The organism is Acholeplasma laidlawii, assembly GCF_015709225.1.
Taxonomy (GTDB): Bacteria; Bacillota_I; Bacilli_A; order Acholeplasmatales; family Acholeplasmataceae; genus Acholeplasma; species Acholeplasma laidlawii_A.
Map to the genome: position 1 here is coordinate 16,696 of NZ_JADNRS010000010.1, position 19,017 is coordinate 35,712.

Genomic DNA, 19,017 nt, shown 5'->3' on the forward strand with positions numbered 1-19,017 from the left:
AGTATGAGCCAATTAAAACGTATGCTAAGCGGTGAACTCTATATGGCTGAAGGCGAAGAGTTAGGCAAAATAAGAGATAATATGCTAGATAAACTTTATCAGTATAACCATGCACACTATAACAATCACAAACTAAGAGATGAACTTATTAAAGAGATTCTTGGCGGTTATAAAGATAAATTAAAAATCACACCACCGGTTTATTTTGACTATGGTAAACACACTTTTGTAGGAAAGAATTTCTATGCTAATTTTGATTGTATTTTCTTAGATGTAAATACAATCACCATTGGAGACAATGTCATGTTTGGTCCACGTGTTGGATTATATACTGCAGGACATCCAATTGATAAAGATATAAGAATTACAGGTTTAGAATATGGTCTACCAATCACTATCGGTAACAACGTATGGATTGGTGGTAATGTAGTTGTAATGCCTAGTGTACATATTGGAGATAATACCATCATTGGAAGTGGTAGTGTTGTAACTAAAGATATACCAAGTGATGTGATTGCTGCTGGAAACCCATGTAAAGTTATAAGAAAAATCACAACAGAAGATAAGATCTATTGGGAAGGTAAGAAGAAAAAATATGAAGAAAGTTTTTAATATCTTAAGATATGTTCACATCATCTTAACTGTAGTTACGGTACTTAGTTTTTTCTTATATTTAATTTATTTTAAAACTGAGTATAAAAATGTGACTGCAATCCTTGTTGCTACAACATACCTTAATTTTGTCGTATCTTTAATATTTTTTATACCGGTTATAACGTTCATGATTAAATTTAGAGATGAAAGAGAAAATTCACCTTATTTAATGAGTTATGTGATTTATGTTGTAAGTACCATAGCATCCATTATGTTAATGCCCCTGATTCAAAGTTTCTTTTAAATATAAAAGGAGTTTAAGATGAGAAGGTTTATAAATTTATTAACGAATAGACTAACAATCATTGGACTAATTTTGTTACTTCAAATTGGTATTTTATGGTGGTTTGTATATGAGTTTGCAGCAACCTGGTATTATCTTCATTTTGTATCGATGATACTTGGTGTAATACTAAGTTTATATATTATTACAACCGATGAAAACCCAATGTTTAAGTTGATGTGGGTTGTATTTATGATTGTGCTACCTGTATTTGGTGTGCTCTTTTATTTATATGCTAAAACAGAAAGACTATCTATTTCTTCTTCATCCACCATGAGGCGGATGCAAAAAGTAAGAGAAAATGAGATGCGCAAAATTGAACCAGTATTTGATACAAAGTACTTAAAACAACAAAAATACCTAACCAATCTAAACTTTCCATCTTTTAAAAACACCTCCTCCATCTTTTTGGGTAGTGGTGAAGAAAAACAAACTGAACTTTTAAGACAACTTAAACAAGCAAAAAACTTTATCTTTATGGAGTACTTTATTATTACGATTTCAAAGATGTGGGATGAAATACTCCAAGTTCTTATAGAAAAACAAAAGCAAGGTGTAGAAATTAGAATCATGTATGATGATTTTGGTTCTGCAACTAAATTACCTTTTTATTACCATAAGAAATTAACTAAAATGGGATTTAAAGTTGTTCGCTTTAATCCGATGAAACTACACGTGAATTTTGCTATGAATTTTAGAGATCACAGAAAAATTGTAGTTATAGATAATAAAGTAGCCTTTACTGGTGGATTTAATATTGGTGATGAATACACAAACAAGAAGAAGGTATTTGGTCACTGGAATGATGCCGGTATCATGATTGAAGGTGAAGCTGTTTGGAGTATGACAATGCTCTTTTTAGAAAACTGGTCGTTTTCTAAAAAAGATGATAAAACTGATTTTTCAAAATATAACATCAAATATCCACCAATTATAAATGATGCAATCTATATTCCGTTTGGAGATATCCCGGTAGATAATAATCTAACAGCTAAAAATATATATCTACACTTAATTAATGATGCACAACACACAATTTATATTACTGCACCGTACTTAATTTTAGATAATGAAATTGCAACTGCTCTTAAACTAGCCGCTCAAAGCGGAGTCGATGTCCATATTATTATGCCGAGTATACCAGATAAAAGATTTGTCTATATGGTGTCCAAGTCTTATGCAGAAGAACTGGTTCATAGTGGTGTTAAAGTATATAAATATAAACCCGGGTTTATCCATTCTAAGATGATAATTTGTGATAAAGAAGCTGCAATGATTGGATCAAGTAATTTAGACTTTAGAAGCTTATACATGCACTTAGAAAACAACTTATGGTTAAATGATACAAAAACTATTTCTAACATGGTTAATTATTATGAATACACACTCAAAGAAAGTGAACGGATTACAATCAAAGATTTTACTAAAAGAAATATTATATATAGAGTAGTACAGGCAGTATTAAAAGGATTCTCACCATTATTATAAAATGACTTTATAAAGCGATTATAAAGAAGTAATATTATACAAGGGGATTTAAGAATGGGAAAAGATTACAAATTTATTAAAAATCAAATAAAGGTTGCACAAATACGCGCTATTGGCTCAGTTATTATAGGATTGATGGTGTTATTTGGTGGAATATATTTTGTCGAATTATTTGAGACTGAAAAGGAACGAATAATAGGGATTACTGTTACAATTGCGCTGCTTTTCTTATTTATTATTGCTTTTTACTCAAACATAAGGGCAATCAAAAAGTATAAAAGTTTTTTAGAGTAGAAGATAAGTTTATTAAAACGGATTTTCTAACACATATATAAAACAATGGTTTGATACCTAGATATCAAACCATTTTTACTTTTTATTACTATGTATTTTTTCATTTCTTGGCATATTTGTAATACGGCTTACTTCATCAATTTCATTAAATTGTTCAATGTAACCTACGACATGTGGTTCTAACTTATTTTTTTCAATAACACTTGGCGATATTCCGTGGTGAGCCGCCATATGTTGAAGTACAGTTTCTACAATATCTCTTGGGATGATATCTTTTGGTATGTTTTTAACTTCATCAAAGAATCGTAATGCATAGATACTAGAAATGGTTTCATGACCTTTGTAGTGTCCATTGTCTTTAGCTTGAGATTTACCAAGATCATGTAATGCAGAAACAATGTGCATAACTGGATCATGTGAATTTTTAATACACATATCGATATGTGTGTCAATATCTTCTAAATGATAAGGCGTTTCATGATTTTCATTTAAGCGTTCAAACTCGGGCATATATGCAGCAGATACGTATTTTCTAACAGTCTTATAAATGCCATCTTTTAAAGCGCTACTTATAAAGTCATTATAATCTGTGTTTGAATTTAAGAATGTAGACTGGCTAATAATCTTATAGTCATCACAATCTACTCCAACTCTAGGTGGTGCCATAAATTTATACATATGCTCGATAATATGAAAAGGCACTACCTTTTCAAAAGAACGCTTCTCATTTTGATATTTTGCAAACATAAGTGGTTCTAAGACCATATGAATTTCTACGGTGTAACCACGTGCTTTAAATTTCTCATAAAGAGATGAACGAAGGGCTCTTGAAATATTGGTTGCATCAAAAATTAAAGATTGATCATAAGAAAAGACGCGGTCATGTAATAAATTAAAGACTGTCTCATCATCTTTCTGGCTATGGTGTTTTCTTAAAGTACCAAATAGTTCTAAACGAATCATATCTGATGAAAAATGCATGTATTCAAGTTTTTTTGCATAAGTAGATTTTCCAGAACCTGGAACACCTACTAAAATAATTGCTTTTTTCATGAAACCTCCGAATAAACATATATGAATATATGATACCATAATCATAAAATAATTTCTCTTAAATATCACACATTCTCATAGTGCTTTAGGGTAAGCGTTTTCATTTATAACATTCCAAGCAAAATACTTTTGAAGGTTATAAAATGATAGTAAGAATACATGATTCATATGTAAACATTAATTAGGAGGAATGAAATCATGGCTCAATCATGGAAAGGTTTTAAATCTGGTAACTGGGAAAAAGAAGTCGACGTTGCAGATTTCATAAAACAAAACTTTACAGAGTACACAGGAGACGGCACATTTTTAGAAGGTGCAGTAGAAAGTTCTTTATCATTAAATGAATCTTTTAAAGATTTATTAAAACTTGAAAAAGAAAAAGGTGGCGTTATTGATTTAGATACAAAAGTTGCATCTACAATCGTAAGCCATGCGCCAGGGTATATCGATAAAGATATCGAAAAAATTGTTGGTTTACAAACTGATGCGCCATTAAAACGTGGATTCTTTCCTGAAGGTGGAATTAACGTTGCTGTAAAAGCAGTGGAAGCTTATGGTTATAAAGTAGAACAAGAAACAATTGATATTTATACAAACGTTAGAAAAACACATAACCAAGGTGTATTTGATGCATATACTAAAGAAATTAGAAGTGCTAGAAGTTCTCATATCATTACTGGGTTACCAGACGGATATGGTAGAGGACGTATTATTGGAGATTATAGAAGAGTACCTCTTTATGGTGTAGACGCTTTAATCAAAGATAAATATGCACAACAAGAAGAATTAACATTCCCAATGTCTGAACACAAAATCCGTTTAAGAGAAGAGTTATCTGATCAAATTAAATCATTAAAGGAATTAATTCAATTAGGTGATATGTACGGATTTGATTTAAGAAGACCTGCAAATGACTCAAAAGAAGCGATTCAATGGTTATACTTAGCTTATTTAGCTGCTGTTAAAGAACAAAACGGTGCTGCAATGAGTTTAGGTAGAGTCGATGCATTCTTAGATATCTATATCGAAAGAGACTTAAAAGCTGCAAAATACAGCGAATTAGAAATTCAAGAATTTATTGACCATTTTGTTATGAAATTAAGAATGGTACGTTTTGCTAGAACTCCAGAATACAACCAATTATTTACAGGGGATCCAACATGGGTTACTGCTGTATTAGGTGGTATGTCAAATGATGGTAGATCACTTGTTACAAAAACAGCATTCAGATTATTACAAACTTTATATAACCTAGGTACATCAGCTGAACCAAACTTAACAGTTTTATGGAGCAACAACCTTCCAGAAGGATTTAAAAACTTCACAGCTAAGGTAAGTATTGATACTTCAAGTATTCAATATGAAAATGATGATACAATTAGACCACTACATGGCGATGACTATGGTATCGCATGTTGTGTGTCACCAATGGCAATTGGTAAAGAAATGCAATTCTTTGGTGCACGTGCAAACATCGCTAAAGCATTATTATATGCATTAAACGGTGGACGTGACGAAGTAAGTGGCAAACAAGTATTTGAAAAATCTAAGATGGAAGTTTTAAAAACTGATGTATTAGATTATGATGTTGTTATGGCACGTTATGAAAAGACATTAGAAGAATTAGCTGAAGTTTATGTGAATGCTTTAAACATTATTCACTACATGCATGATAAATATGCATATGAAAAACTAGAAATGGCTTTACATGATCGTGATGTTAAGAGATTATTTGCTACTGGTATTGCAGGTTTAAGCGTTGTTGCTGACTCCTTATCAGCAATCAAATATGCTAAAGTACACCCAATCTATGATGAAACATCAGGTTTAATTACTGACTTTGAAACTGTTGGTGAATTCCCATGTTATGGTAATGATGATGATAGAGTTGATGATATTGCTGTAGATGTATTACGTAAATTCATGAGCTATATTAGAAAGAACCCAACATATAGAGAATCACATCCAACAATGAGTGTTTTAACGATTACCTCGAACGTTGTATACGGTAAAAACACAGGGAATACTCCGGATGGTCGTCGTTATGGTGAACCATTTGCTCCAGGTGCTAACCCAATGCACGGTAGAGATAAATCAGGTGCATTAAAATCATTAATGTCTGTTGCTAAATTACCATATGAAGATGCAGAAGACGGTATTTCAAATACATTCACAATTATTCCAAAAGCATTAGGTCATTCTATTAGTGCTGAAGGTTCAATTGTTCATCTTGTAGATGATGTACAAGTTAATAACCTTGTATCCTTATTAGATGGATACTTTACATCTGGCGGATATCATTTAAACGTTAACGTGTTTAACAGAGAAACATTAAAAGCTGCTTATGATAACCCAGAATTATATCCAAACCTTACAATTAGAGTATCAGGTTATGCTGTAAACTTCTCAAATCTAACGAATGAACAAAAATTAGAAGTTATGAAGCGTACATTCCATGAAGGATTCTAATCTACTAGAAGTAGTAGGTAACGTACACTCAATAGAAACATTTGGTGCCTTTGATGGACCAGGACTTAGATATGTATTATTCTTGCAAGGCTGTCCTTTAAGATGTAAATTCTGTCACAACAGAGACACTTGGGGTACAGAAGATAATAAGTTAATGACCGTAGAAGAGATATTAAACGACTACAATAAATATAGAGCATTCTATAAAAAAGGTGGTTTAACAGTATCAGGTGGCGAAGCTACCTTACAAATCGAATTTTTAACAGCATTATTTAAAGAAGCTAAAAATAGAAATATACATACGTGTTTAGATACATCAGCAGGTACATTTAGTGAAGCAAGATTACCTGAGTTTGAAGAACTTCTCAAATACACAGATCTTGTATTACTAGACATTAAACATATTGATGATGAACGTCACAAATGGTTAACCGGTGCAAGCAATAAAAACATATTAAAGTTTGCAAGACTCTTAAGTGACAAAAAGATACCTACGATATTAAGACATATTCTCTTACCACAAATTAACTCACAAGATATTTACTTAGAAAGATTAAGAACATTCATTGACTCATTAGACAATTTTATTGGCATTGATATTCTTCCTTATCATACTAAAGGTATTATGAAGTGGGATAACATGGGTATTGACTATGAACTTAAAGATACACCAGAACCTACTAAAGAAGAGGTTTTAAGAGCAGAACATATACTTAAAGACAACTATAAGTATATGAAACTAAATTAGTTCCTAATTAAGGGATAGCATAGCATCTGAAAACAGATGATATGTTATCTCTTTTACTTTATATGGCCCTACCTTATAAGGAAATTGAATGTGGCAAAACTTAATACCTTTTAGTGTATAATGGATATAGATTGGAGTGATTTTATGTCTCATACACTAAAAGATCATGACCATACATGCTTGGTCACGGTACCTATATTTAATCACCTAGAATTAGATGAACTAACAAAGATCACAGAACTTGTCAAATCTAAATCATTTGACAAAGGTGAACTTATTTTTAGTTATGGTGAAAAATCAGATACCTTATATATTGTAAGAAGTGGCCAAATTAAAATGTACTACTTATCTGAAAATGCTAAAGAACATATTTTAAGAATGTTATTTCCCGGAGACTTTATTGGTGAATTAAGTATCTTCTTAGATGAAAAAAATAATGCTTATGCAGAAGCAATAACGCAAGTTGAAGTATGCATGATAAAAAAAGAAGATATTTCAAAGCTTATGGAGATATATCCTAAAATTGGTCTTAAAATTATTGGTGAATTAACTCAGAGATTAAAGAAATCAGAGAAACAAGCAAGTTGGATTGCTACAGAACAAGTAGAAAAGAGAATCCTGTTATATATGCTTGAACTGTATGATTCAAATGAGCCATTAAAGCCAATTGAACTACCCATGAGTAAAAAAGATTTAGCATCCTTTCTAGGTACTACACCAGAAACTTTAAGTAGAAAACTAGCTTACTTAGAAGATTTAGGTATGATACATCAATTAAGTAATAAACAAATTAAAATTGTTAAAATGGATTTACTATTAGAATTTTTAAATTAAATGTAATAAAAACATAAGAACTAAAATTCTTATGTTTTTATGTATGAATAAAGTTAAGGAAGATATCATGACAATTATTTTTGCACCTACAAAGCTATTTAACCCTGAAGCGAAAACTACAGAAAATAAAACAATGTTTGATACTGTAACAACCTCAATTGTAAAAGAAATTCAAACAATCAATAAAGCCGATTATAAAACACACTTTAAGTTAAGTGATAACTTAGTAGATACGGTATTTGATTATTATCATAATTTTGAATTGAATAATAGATTCACTGCATTCGATTATTATTTAGGAGAATCTTTTAAGGCATTTAATTATAATGAACTAGACGATAAAAAACGCACATACTTAAATGACAATGTATATATCATTGATGCATTGTATGGTGTTATAAAGCCATTAGACGGTATTAAGCCATATAGAATGGACTTTACTTTAAAACAATCTAAATCAGTTTGGAAAGATTTGATTAATGATTACTTTTTAAGTAAAGGAACCAAACAGATACTAAGCCTTGCCTCTAAAGAGTTTAGTGCATTAATTGATAAAACAAAGTTCGATCTATATGAAGTATCCTTTATAGACTGCAAAGAGGATGTCTGTAAAAAGATCAGTGTATTTAATAAACAGATGAGAGGCACACTATTGAGATATATTGTTGATCATGAAATCAATGATGTTTCTGGTTTACCAAAGATCTTTTTAGGATATCACTTAACGGTTGTGGATAAAGAAATAAACTATATTAAAAGTGTTTAAAAATACTAAAAGGTTATATTACAAAAATTACACTCGTAAATTTTGTATAATATACATATAAGTTTTAAAAAAGCAAATAAACGAGGTTGATTGCATGAATAAGTATAATTACCTAATTGATGAATTACATATCTTAGATGATGAAATCATATCCTATGGTAAGGATAAGTTTAAATTAGAGTTGAGCTTACAAGAAAGATTAAAAGATAAAGCACCTGGTAAACTTATTCTTGTAACAGCGATTAACCCTACATCTAGTGGTGAAGGTAAAACAACACTTTCCATTGGTTTAGCCCAAGGGTTTAAGAAGAATGACAAAGATGTAATGTTAGCACTTAGAGAACCATCCATGGGTCCTGTTTTTGGTATGAAGGGTGGTGCTACTGGTGGAGGTGTTTCTATTTTAGAACCTTCATTAGATATCGACCTTCATTTTAATGGTGATATACATGCACTCACATCAGCGAATAATCTTTTATCCGCAATCATTGATAATCATATGTACTTTGGTAATGAATTAAATATTAAAGATGTTTTTTGGCAGCGTGCACTAGATGTTAATGACCGTAGCTTAAGGGAAGTTAAGACAAAAGCTAGAGATGATAAATTTACCATTACAGCAGCAAGTGAAATGATGGCTATTCTAGCATTAGCAAGGGATTTTAAAGATTTAAAAGAAAGATTAAATAATATTTTAATTGGCACCGATATTAACGGTAAAGATTTATTTGTAAGTGATTTAAAGTGTGCAGATAGCTTAGCATTAGTACTAAGGGATGCTATTAAGCCAAATTTAGTATTTGCTAAAGAAATGGTACCAGCACTTGTACATGCCGGACCATTTGCAAATATAGCACATGGCTGTAATAGCGTTATAGCGACAAATACTGCATTAAAGTTAGCTGATTATGTTATTACAGAAGCTGGGTTCGGTGCGGATTTAGGTATGGAAAAGTTTTTACATATTAAGCAACCACATTTATACACAAAGGTTAGTGTAGTGGTTGTAGTTGCAACTATTAAAGCGCTTAAGCTACATGGTGGTGTTACAGAATCTAATTTAGATGAACCAAATATTGAGGCACTTTCTAAGGGATTAGAAAACATTGAAAAACACTTAGAGAATATTAAGCTGTTTGGATTAAACAGTGTTGTAGCACTTAACAAGTTTGATACTGATTCAGAAGAGGAATTACAATTTTTAAGAAACTGGGCAAAGGATAGCAATCTAAACTACGGTATTTCAGAAGGATACAGTAAGGGTGGGGAAGGTACCAAAGACTTAGCTAAGTTAGTTGAAAAAGTAGCACAAGAACCAGCTAAATTTAAAAAACTATATTCTAATGAAGAGAATCATGAATATAAGATTAGAAAAATCGCGGAAAACATTTATGGTGCAAAAGATGTCACATTCTCTCATCAAGCAAAGAAGAAACTAAACCAATATAAACATTTAGAAATTCCTATTTGTATTGCTAAAACACCACTTTCTTTATCGGGAGATCTTAAATTAAAGGGTAGACCAAGAGATTTTGTTTTAGAGATTAGCGACATTAAAGTTTCTTTAGGTGCGAACCTTTTAGTAGTTCTTACAAAGGGGATTAATACGATGCCTGGTTTAAATAAACATCCACGTGCATTAGATTTTAAGTTGGATGATAAAGGAGAACTCATATAATGTTATTAGACGGAAGAAAAACAGCAGATACACTTAATGAAGCACTTAAAGTTAAGGTGGAACAATTAACTAAAAAACCTAAATTAGAAATTATTTTAATTGGCAATGATGAGGCAAGTAAAAGTTATGTTAAAGGAAAACTAAACACCGCCTCTAATTTAGGCATGGAAGTACATATAAATTATTTAGATGAAGCAATTGATCAAGTAAGCGTAGAGGCTTTGATACAAAAGTTAAATACGGATAAAGATGTTCATGGTATATTACTTCAATTACCTATACCTAAACACTTAGATTCAGATCATCTTATATCTTTAATTGACTATAAAAAAGATGTGGATGGATTTCACACGATGAATCAAGGTTTATTGTTTCAAAAAAAGGATGGTATCAGACCTGCTACACCACTAGGTATTATGATGTTACTAGATTTTTATAACATTCCTATTGAAGGTAAACATGTAGTTATTATTGGTAGAAGTCAAATCGTTGGTGCACCACTATCCAAAATGTTTTTAGATCGTAATGCGACAGTGACGATTACACACTCGAAAACTAAAAACCTTCCATCCATCACCAAACAAGCAGATATTTTAGTGGCTGCAATTGGTAAACCTAAATTTGTTACTAAAGATATGGTCAAAGTAGGTGCTGTTGTTATTGATGTTGGGATTAACCGAGTAGATAAAAAATTAGTAGGGGACGTCGACTTTGAACATGTAGAACCGATTGCTTCATATATTACACCCGTACCTAAAGGGGTAGGCCCCATGACAATTTGTGCACTGGCACATAATTTATATGCCCTGTATCTTAAACAGGAGAAAGAATAGATATGAAAATATTATTAAAAATAGTTAAATGGACACTGATTACAGTTTTAAGTTTTATCTTAGTACTTGCAGTACTTAATATCGTACCATTTAGTTTATCTAAAGCTAAAAACGAAAACCACTTTAGAAAAACCTCAGATTATCCTATGGTCATTCCTCATGGTGGGGCTAAACTATTAGCACCAGAAAACACCATATGGGCATATGATATGTTAATTAATGAATTTCAAGCAGATGTCTTAGAAATAGATTTAGCACTAACAAAAGATAATATCTTAATTGCACATCACGATCTTGATTTAGAGTTTTCAAGTGAATCCGATATGAATGGTACACTAATTAGAACACATGACTACCAAGATATCTTAGATGAGTACGAGCGTGACGATTACTATTTAGCTAGAAGATTTACGTATCCTAGTGATTATGCATATGATCCTGTTAAAGGTATCAAACCATTTGAAAATGAAACAGATGAAGCAATCCTATCTAAATTAGTACCTGCTAAATTAGAAGATATCTTCACAAATGTTGGTGATGATGTGTTATACATCTTAGAAATAAAAGATTCACCAACATCTGAAGGATATGATGAAGAAATTCATGACTTTGAATTAGCTTCTCAAATACTGATTGATTTAGTTAAAGCGTATAATATAGAATCCTATGTAGTCTTAGCATCATTTTCAGATGATGTCACAACTTACTTTAAAGACAATGCACCAGATATTTTAGTAAATGCTGGTACATCAGAAGTTACAATGTTTGCAGTATATAGTGCATTCTTTATAGATTTCTTTTGGACAGTTAAATCAGAGGTGTTAATCCTTCCGACACCATCATCTATGTCTATTACCGGCTCAACAGCAAACCTTTTGGACATGTTACCGGGCTTTATTAGAAATAATATTGCAATTAAGGGTGATGATGATATCTACCGAGCAAATCTTATGGGTAAAGAAATCATAAATGATGCACATAGGAAAAATATGGCTGTCTTATACTGGACAGTAAACTCTAAAGAAGAGATGAGACTCCTAATTGAAAATGGTGCAGATGGTATCATTACAGATAGACCTGATTTATTAATTGAGGTCATCAATGAATTAGAAGCAGAAGCTTAAAAATTTTAAAATAATTGTATATAATTTTGAAAATAGGCCATAATCATTTGATAGATTATGGCTTTTATTCTTTATCTAGGAAAGTTCGTCTTTTCTAGATAATGAATAATAACTATTAAATTCTATGCAAAATAGCCACTGCTGTAGTGACTTAAAGATATAGATGGAATTAATCGTTATAACTGTTTAAAACATCTTGATAGGTAATTGGGTTACCGTCTAAATCAAATAAAAACTTAGGATACATCGCACCACGCTTTTTAGTATGAGAACAGTTGGGACAAGCAAGTGCATGAAGCCCTTTATTGCCAAAGTTGAGTTCAATTAAAATTTCATGAGGGACAGACTCCTCATAGTTACATTTATAACATCTCATATCAACACTGGGTTCGTGATAGAGGGTGTCAGGATCATTTAAATCAAATCATAGTTCACCAACTTCATCACGTTCATCACCAAGTATGAATAACTCTTTCTAATATGTCTGATAAGAGTGTTAGGTTGGATCAAAGAATCTAGAACTTCTTTGTAAGATTGTCATAACAAAGAGCATGATAGATTCAATAAAAATAAAATTAATTTTGATAATGATGGTAATTATAGAATTGTTTGACATAAAAATGTAAATAATATATCATTGATGCATATAAAGAATAATACGTAAATTGAATCTAATAATATAAATATTGAAAGGGGGGGGGATCAAATTTATAATGAAAAAAGTAGCATTTAATTTGCTTTTTTTATCGTTAGTTTTGATATTATCAGGATGCGGTAAAAATAAAGTTGTCGATGAAATTAATATTGGTCATGATGGAAGGAGCACAGAACAAGTAAAGGTTTTTATGTTAGGTATTTTTTCTGAAGATATTGTTTTCAACATTGATGATATAACATTAGATATTTCATTTGGACTAAATAGTGATTTTATTGATGATCTAGAAGAACTTGGTTTTGTCACTTCATCAGATAGTGAAATAATTATTTATGTCCATTGGGCTGATACTAATAATGGTTATAGCCTCCGTGGCAATCATGAAACTATTGAATCAATTCCTAATCTACAAATTCTAGTAGAATATAATATCGAAGATTTTTTAGAACGAGATTATATAGTAAGCTATTCTCCTAAAGGTTTTTTGGGTGATAAAGGGAAAACCACATTTAATCATAAGGAATCTTTTACTATTTCTAAAGATTTTGTACAAACTACAAACTATACAGGAATGTTTACAATTGGAATTGCAATTGTTAATTATGAAAGTGACAGAATTCAGGTTATAGTGACCAATCAATATGAGTTTAGATTTGGGGATATTTTAGATGACTTAGTATATATAAGATATTGGTATGATGCAAATGAAAATAATATGGGGTGAGGGTTTTTATGAAAGCAAATTAAAAAGCCATACACCTTTAGAATATAGGCATATGGCTATCTAATTTTATACTATTTACCGTGTCTACTTGACAAGGGGCTGTTCAGATATCATGGCATCCATATTTTTTTTATTGTTATGTATAAGTCTTATGCTTGATAAGGAACAATTGTTAATGTAACTCCCGGTTTATCACCAATTAATTTAGATACCGGACATAATCTGTGTGCGTAATCAATAATTTCTTTGGTAGTTACAGGATCTAAGTCTTCAATTGCAGCAGTTGCATCTAATGTAAAACTGTATCTTTCAATTGGGTGTAACCATAGTTTAACCTTCACATCCACTCTAGAACGGTTTGTTAACTTTTTAGAACGGATTACAGAAATAATCGCTGCATTTAAACAGGTAGCCCATGCAGCACCAATAAGTTGCTCAGGATTTGTATGTTCAGTGTCCGCTTTTAATACAGAAGCAAGACCAAAAGCATGTCCGTTATCTGCAGTAGCAAATCCTTTAGTACCCTCCATATTAGTTATAACAGTTTCATATATTTGTTTTAAATCATCCATAAAAACACATCCTTTCATATCTATTATATAGATGCTTATAAATAATATGTGGATTTATACTATTTAGATAAGAATTTTTCTCTAATATTGTAGTTTTTCACATTTAGAATAAAACTTTTGAAGACTTGATGTCTAATTCATTGATAAGGTTATATCATTAAGATATAATCAATATGTGAAAGCGTTATCAATATTAGGAGGAATTCAATGACAAAACTATTTTCTTACCCTATGAAAAAATTAGTTGTCTTAACAGTGCTTATAGCTACATTATTTACACTTATAGCTTGTACAAATGAAAATGAAACTGAAAATAAAAATGATACAGATGTTACAATTACATTTGAAACAAATGACACAGTATCTAAAGAATCAGTAACAATCAAATCAGGAACTTTATTAAGTGAAACAGAGCTATCCATTCATGATAGAGAGGATTTCACTTTTAATGGTTGGTATACAGATGAGGCATTAACGAAACCTTTTGACCCTTTAAAAGAAATAGAGGAATCTATGAAATTATATGCTAAATGGACAGAGGATGAAGTACCTACTTATCGTTATGAACTTCTGTTCAATGGCGGTAACTACCGGTATGAGAACAGAGAACAAATGGTAGATGATTTTATAAGTGATTATAATACATTTAGTGATAATGCATATACACTTGAAACTTTACCGATGGATAAAGACGGTTTATTAGATATTGCTGAATTTATGTATGAAGAAACCTACAGAACAAAGTGGTTATGGTTAACAAGATATTTAAGATTAGTTGGATCAGATACTAATAAATCCTCCATGAGTGCATTATTAGCTCAATCTAGTTTAGATAAGTTCTTGGCACAAAACGAGAAAAATAGAAAAGCTGTATCTTATGAAATTAGAGCGTTTATCAAAGGGGCACAGTTTACAGATGATGAAACATTAAGTTCATCAGATTATACAGACACTGAACTTAAAGAAGGCTTTTGGCCTTTCATAGTCGGATCTCAACAAGCCATATTTGAAGATGCAAAACACGAGGTGATATTACCAACCACCTTATACAAAGAAGGCTTTGTGTTCTATGGTTGGTATTTAACTGAAAACTTTTATGGTGAACCAGTGACTAAAATTAATGGTTCAGCAACTTTATTTGCACGATTTGATGGTGAAAATCCAATTGATTCCGTCATTATTGAAAACGAAGTAGAATATATGGAAAAAGGCACAGAGTTAGCACTGGATATAACAATTCTTCCACTAGATGCAACCTATAAAGATTTAAGTTTTGAAATTAGGGAACAATCTATAGCATCTATAAGTGCTGAGGGTGTGATCACTGCATTAAATGAAGGAGAGTTTACAGTATATATCATGGCTGAAAATGGTAGATTATTAAAGGTTGTTGACATGACAGTTTATCCAAAAGATGATATTAACTTAACCTTTAATGAAGGCTTTAATGGTTATTTAAAAGTGAATGAACAATTTGAAATTGAAGTTACTGGAGTAGGCAGAGATGCATCAAGTAACCACTATACATTTAGCGTTGTTGATGACAGTGTGATTCAAATGTCTGAGTCGGGTGTATTTAATGCTCTTAAAGTAGGTTCTACAGAAATAAACATTTTAAACTTGGATACAGTTGTAATGACATATACTGCAATTGTACAAGATGATTTATCTACATCTAGAGTTGATCAATTACTTGAGTTATTAAGAGATGGGCATAATGCTGTAGCTACACCATTTACTCTAGTAACTAGATATGAAACGACCAATGAATGGCGTGATCCTAGACACGAGAGTGTCAACACATATCTATTTGATGATTTAGTCATTGATAAGGATAGTTATCCAATGCCAGATGGCTTAAAAAACAGTGGTGCTAGACCTTCAACAGAGTTTATCTTATTACATGATACAGCAAATCTCCATATTGGATTAATGGCACATGGTGCATTCTTCCAAAGTGCTGCAAATGCAGTATCTATTCACTATATTACAGGAGATTATGGTGTGCTACAAAGCTTAGCTGAAGATAGAATTGGATGGCATGCTGGTGATGGCACAGGTACAAGTTTTGAGTGGTATAAGACAGGTGTTATGGCAACAAATAATGAAAAACCATTTATTGATATTTCAGAAGACGGATTCTTTACCTTTAATGGTGAAAAATCAGTAGTTGAAGCACCAAGAGGTTTAAATGGTGAAATACTTACTAGAGATTACTTTACATATTTAGGACCAACATGGGATATATTTGATGGTGAATATGTCATCGGTAGAACATACCTTGCAACTAATCAACAAAAACGTGGTGTGATTGCATCCTTTGGTGGAAATAGAAACTCAGTGGGTATTGAAATGAGTATTAATGTCGATGGTGATATTGTCGATACAGTACAAAGAACAGCAAAACTTGTTGCATACCTATTAGAAAAATATGACTTACCAAATCATAGAGTCATTACACATAATACAACAGACGGTAAAGGAGATCCTTACACATTACACAATACGGTATATAAAGGCACTTGGTACTTTGATAGATTTATGGAACACGTTGAAATAGAACGTGAGATATTAGTGAATTATAGCGATGCTAAAATTACACTCACATCGGATTCTGATTTAGTATCTTCAACAGGTAGAATAACAAGATTCCCTGATGTGACAACTGAGGTTAAGTATACAATTACAGTTGAAATTGACGGTGTGTCAAAATCAATAGATTTAGTAAGTGTTGTTCCAGGTATGAGTACATGGAATCAATACCATGGCTTCTTTACACCAACACAAGCATGGGCTAAAGCAGATTATAGAAAGTAATTATAAAAAACAAGATAATAAGATAACACTCCAAGTTTAAATGTGACCTACATCTAAAACTTGGGGTGTTTTACTTAATTAAATACATATATTGAAAAACGACTTGCTTATTTGATATAATAAAACACCGCAAAAGATAGAAATATACCTAATTTAGTGATACAATGTATATGCTAATAGAGGAAAAAGGTGAATATTATGAATATATGGCATGACATAAATCCATCCCGCATAACACCGGAGCGTTTTATTGTTTGTATTGAGATTACTAAAGGTAGTAAAAAGAAGTACGAACTAGATAAAGAAACAGGGATGATTATTTTAGATAGAGTATTATACACATCAGCGCATTATCCAGCAAACTATGGATTTATTCCTAGAACTTATGCAGGGGATAATGACCCACTAGATGTTTTAGTACTATGTCAAGAAGACATTGAGCCAATGTCTTTAGTAGAAGTGTATCCAATTGGTGTCATAAAAATGATTGATAGTGATGAAGTAGATGAGAAAATTATTGCAATTCCTTATGGGGATCCATCTATGACACAGTATAAAGATTTAAAGGGGTTACCACATCATTTACTTTCCGAGATTTCTCACTTTTTTGAAGTGTATAAATCCTTAGAAGGAAAGAAAACATACATTCTTGACATTGAGTCAAGAGATGAGGCAATTAAAGTTGTATCTGAGGCTATGGTCTCATACGACAAAGTATTTACAAATAAGAAAGAGAAGTAAACATTATGGGTAGAGCATTCGAAGTAAGAAAAGCATCAATGGCAAAAACTGCCGCAGCAAAATCAAAAGTATATTCAAGATATGGTAGAGAAATCTACATGGCAGCTAAAGCAGGAACACCAGATCCTGAGACAAACCAAGCTCTTAAAAGAGTTATTGAACGTGCAAAGAAGGAACAAGTCACAGCTGATATTATTAAACGTAATATTGATAAAGCTAAAGGTGGCAGTGATGAAAACTATGCAGAAATCAGATATGAAGGTTTTGGTCCAGAAGGTAGCTTAATTATTATTGAGTGTTTAACTGATAATACAAATAGAACTATTTCAGATGTAAGAAAACTGTTTAATAAGGCATATGGAAAACTAGGTGTATCCGGTTCTGTATTACACCAATTTGATCATAAAGCAGTATTTGAAGTTGAAGCACCTGAAAATAAATTATTAGAAATCTTATTAGAAAACGATGTGGATATTACTGACTATGAAGCAGAAGAAGGTGTAGTTACAATTTATGCTGAACCTACTGAGTACGGTAAAATAGCTGACGTTTTAAAGGATAACAACCTAGAGAGTAAGGAAGAAGCAATTATGTTTATTCCGATGCAAACTATGGAAATTAAAGATCCCGAAGAACAAGCTAAATTTGATCGTTTGATTGAAGGATTAAACGAACTTGATGATGTTAAAGACGTTTTCCATAACGTTATAAGTTCGGGCGAGTAATTCTTAATACTTAATAAAAACCTTGAGGTATATCACTTACGTAATCGGTGTGATATACCTCGTTTTTTTATTTATTAGTAGTTTTATAAATCGATAGCAAGTTTAATCGCTACATGTTTATTCTGATAATTATAATCTGATAATATTGCTAATATATGAGCACTATGAAAAAGAAAAAATTAATTGATATAAGTGACTTTGTTAATGTTGAAACAATACAAGTAGTCACGTATAATTTGATGAATAGATTTAGATTAAGAAGAAAATAACTTGGTTTACTTTCAGAGTTTAATTATTTATTTAGTAGACCTATAATTAAGGATATTCGTAGGGATAAATGAATTTCGATGCTAAGCGACATAATATAACCTATAACAATAAAGTTGTTGGTTATATAGTAGGTATAAGGAAATGTGAATAGACTTTTTTAAACTGATTGAGAATGTTTAGATGATTATAAACATTTTTTGTAATTTATAGATAAAATACGATAAAAATGTTGTAAGCGTTATCAATTATAGGTTTATTTGCAATTAGATTATTTAATCTATAAAATATA

Annotated in this window: 18 protein-coding genes; 15 read left to right on the forward strand and 3 right to left on the reverse strand. The window is 31.4% G+C overall.

Annotation, left to right across the window (positions count from 1 at the left end; translation table 11 throughout):
• Positions 1 to 3 precede the first annotated feature (3 nt).
• From IY230_RS06655 to IY230_RS00655, 4 genes are read left to right on the forward strand one after another with little or no spacing between them, the layout of a single operon-like run.
• Positions 4 to 612: a sugar O-acetyltransferase gene (locus IY230_RS06655; RefSeq protein ID WP_196369426.1), complete on the forward strand. Its 609-nt coding sequence runs from the start codon at positions 4 to 6 to the stop codon at positions 610 to 612.
• Positions 596 to 898, forward strand: a complete 303-nt coding sequence (locus IY230_RS00645; protein ID WP_196369427.1) for a hypothetical protein — start codon at positions 596 to 598, stop codon at positions 896 to 898. Before IY230_RS06655 ends, IY230_RS00645 begins: the two co-directional genes overlap by 17 nt.
• An 18-nt stretch (positions 899 to 916) precedes the next feature.
• Entirely contained in the window at positions 917 to 2,425 is a 1,509-nt protein-coding gene (gene cls / locus IY230_RS00650; protein WP_196369428.1) for a cardiolipin synthase, read from the forward strand.
• A gap of 54 nt (positions 2,426 to 2,479) precedes the next feature.
• Complete coding sequence (locus IY230_RS00655) at positions 2,480 to 2,719, forward strand: hypothetical protein (protein ID WP_196369429.1); 240 nt, start codon at positions 2,480 to 2,482, stop codon at positions 2,717 to 2,719.
• Positions 2,720 to 2,794: 75 nt separating this feature from the next.
• Here the strand turns inward: IY230_RS00655 and IY230_RS00660 are convergent, their stop codons facing one another.
• Positions 2,795 to 3,772: an ATP-binding protein gene (locus tag IY230_RS00660; protein ID WP_196369430.1), complete on the reverse strand. Its 978-nt coding sequence runs from the start codon at positions 3,770 to 3,772 to the stop codon at positions 2,795 to 2,797.
• 198 nt (positions 3,773 to 3,970) lie between these two features.
• Here IY230_RS00660 and pflB point away from each other — a divergent pair, with 198 nt between their 5' ends.
• The 7 genes from pflB (at position 3,971) to IY230_RS00695 (ending at position 12,224) form a co-directional block, all read left to right on the forward strand.
• Positions 3,971 to 6,241, forward strand: coding sequence for a formate C-acetyltransferase (gene pflB, locus IY230_RS00665; RefSeq protein ID WP_196369431.1), 2,271 nt, complete (start codon positions 3,971 to 3,973; stop codon positions 6,239 to 6,241).
• Positions 6,228 to 6,989 (forward strand): pyruvate formate-lyase-activating protein, encoded by a 762-nt coding sequence (gene pflA / locus IY230_RS00670; protein ID WP_196369432.1) that lies wholly within the window; start codon positions 6,228 to 6,230, stop codon positions 6,987 to 6,989. The genes pflB and pflA overlap by 14 nt, the downstream gene beginning before the upstream one ends.
• A 144-nt stretch (positions 6,990 to 7,133) precedes the next feature.
• Positions 7,134 to 7,823 (forward strand): Crp/Fnr family transcriptional regulator, encoded by a 690-nt coding sequence (locus IY230_RS00675; RefSeq protein ID WP_196369433.1) that lies wholly within the window; start codon positions 7,134 to 7,136, stop codon positions 7,821 to 7,823.
• Positions 7,824 to 7,890: 67 nt separating this feature from the next.
• The gene (locus IY230_RS00680; RefSeq protein WP_196369434.1) at positions 7,891 to 8,589 is read left to right on the forward strand and encodes a YaaA family protein; all 699 of its coding nucleotides are present in this window, start codon (positions 7,891 to 7,893) and stop codon (positions 8,587 to 8,589) included.
• Positions 8,590 to 8,665: 76 nt separating this feature from the next.
• Positions 8,666 to 10,267 (forward strand): formate--tetrahydrofolate ligase, encoded by a 1,602-nt coding sequence (locus IY230_RS00685; protein ID WP_308705580.1) that lies wholly within the window; start codon positions 8,666 to 8,668, stop codon positions 10,265 to 10,267.
• Positions 10,267 to 11,100 carry a bifunctional 5,10-methylenetetrahydrofolate dehydrogenase/5,10-methenyltetrahydrofolate cyclohydrolase gene (locus IY230_RS00690; RefSeq protein ID WP_196369436.1) on the forward strand — a complete coding sequence of 278 codons (834 nt, stop codon included), beginning with the start codon at positions 10,267 to 10,269 and terminating at the stop codon, positions 11,098 to 11,100. The genes IY230_RS00685 and IY230_RS00690 overlap by 1 nt, the downstream gene beginning before the upstream one ends.
• 2 nt (positions 11,101 to 11,102) lie before the next feature.
• Positions 11,103 to 12,224 carry a glycerophosphodiester phosphodiesterase family protein gene (locus IY230_RS00695; RefSeq protein WP_196369437.1) on the forward strand — a complete coding sequence of 374 codons (1,122 nt, stop codon included), beginning with the start codon at positions 11,103 to 11,105 and terminating at the stop codon, positions 12,222 to 12,224.
• A gap of 169 nt (positions 12,225 to 12,393) precedes the next feature.
• On the opposite strand, the gene IY230_RS00700 is transcribed toward IY230_RS00695, so the two are convergent.
• Positions 12,394 to 12,600, reverse strand: a complete 207-nt coding sequence (locus IY230_RS00700) for a hypothetical protein (RefSeq protein WP_196369438.1) — start codon at positions 12,598 to 12,600, stop codon at positions 12,394 to 12,396.
• 337 nt (positions 12,601 to 12,937) lie between these two features.
• On the opposite strand from IY230_RS00700, the gene IY230_RS00705 reads away from it, so the two are divergent.
• On the forward strand, positions 12,938 to 13,603 hold the full coding sequence (locus tag IY230_RS00705) for a hypothetical protein (protein ID WP_196369439.1): 666 nt from the start codon (positions 12,938 to 12,940) through the stop codon (positions 13,601 to 13,603).
• A 149-nt stretch (positions 13,604 to 13,752) separates the two neighbouring features.
• Here IY230_RS00705 and IY230_RS00710 read toward each other — a convergent pair whose 3' ends face one another.
• On the reverse strand, positions 13,753 to 14,175 hold the full coding sequence (locus tag IY230_RS00710) for an OsmC family protein (RefSeq protein ID WP_049751930.1): 423 nt from the start codon (positions 14,173 to 14,175) through the stop codon (positions 13,753 to 13,755).
• 207 nt (positions 14,176 to 14,382) lie between these two features.
• Between IY230_RS00710 and IY230_RS00715 the strand changes: the two genes are divergently transcribed.
• The 3 genes from IY230_RS00715 to IY230_RS00725 all read left to right on the forward strand — a co-directional run bounded on the left by IY230_RS00715 (position 14,383) and on the right by IY230_RS00725 (position 18,458).
• Positions 14,383 to 16,992, forward strand: coding sequence for an InlB B-repeat-containing protein (locus IY230_RS00715; protein WP_196369440.1), 2,610 nt, complete (start codon positions 14,383 to 14,385; stop codon positions 16,990 to 16,992).
• Positions 16,993 to 17,190: 198 nt separating this feature from the next.
• A complete protein-coding gene (locus IY230_RS00720; protein WP_012242016.1) occupies positions 17,191 to 17,733 on the forward strand; it encodes an inorganic diphosphatase in 543 nt (180 codons plus the stop codon).
• Positions 17,734 to 17,738: 5 nt separating this feature from the next.
• Complete coding sequence (locus IY230_RS00725; RefSeq protein WP_012242017.1) at positions 17,739 to 18,458, forward strand: YebC/PmpR family DNA-binding transcriptional regulator; 720 nt, start codon at positions 17,739 to 17,741, stop codon at positions 18,456 to 18,458.
• Positions 18,459 to 19,017: the final 559 nt, after the last annotated feature.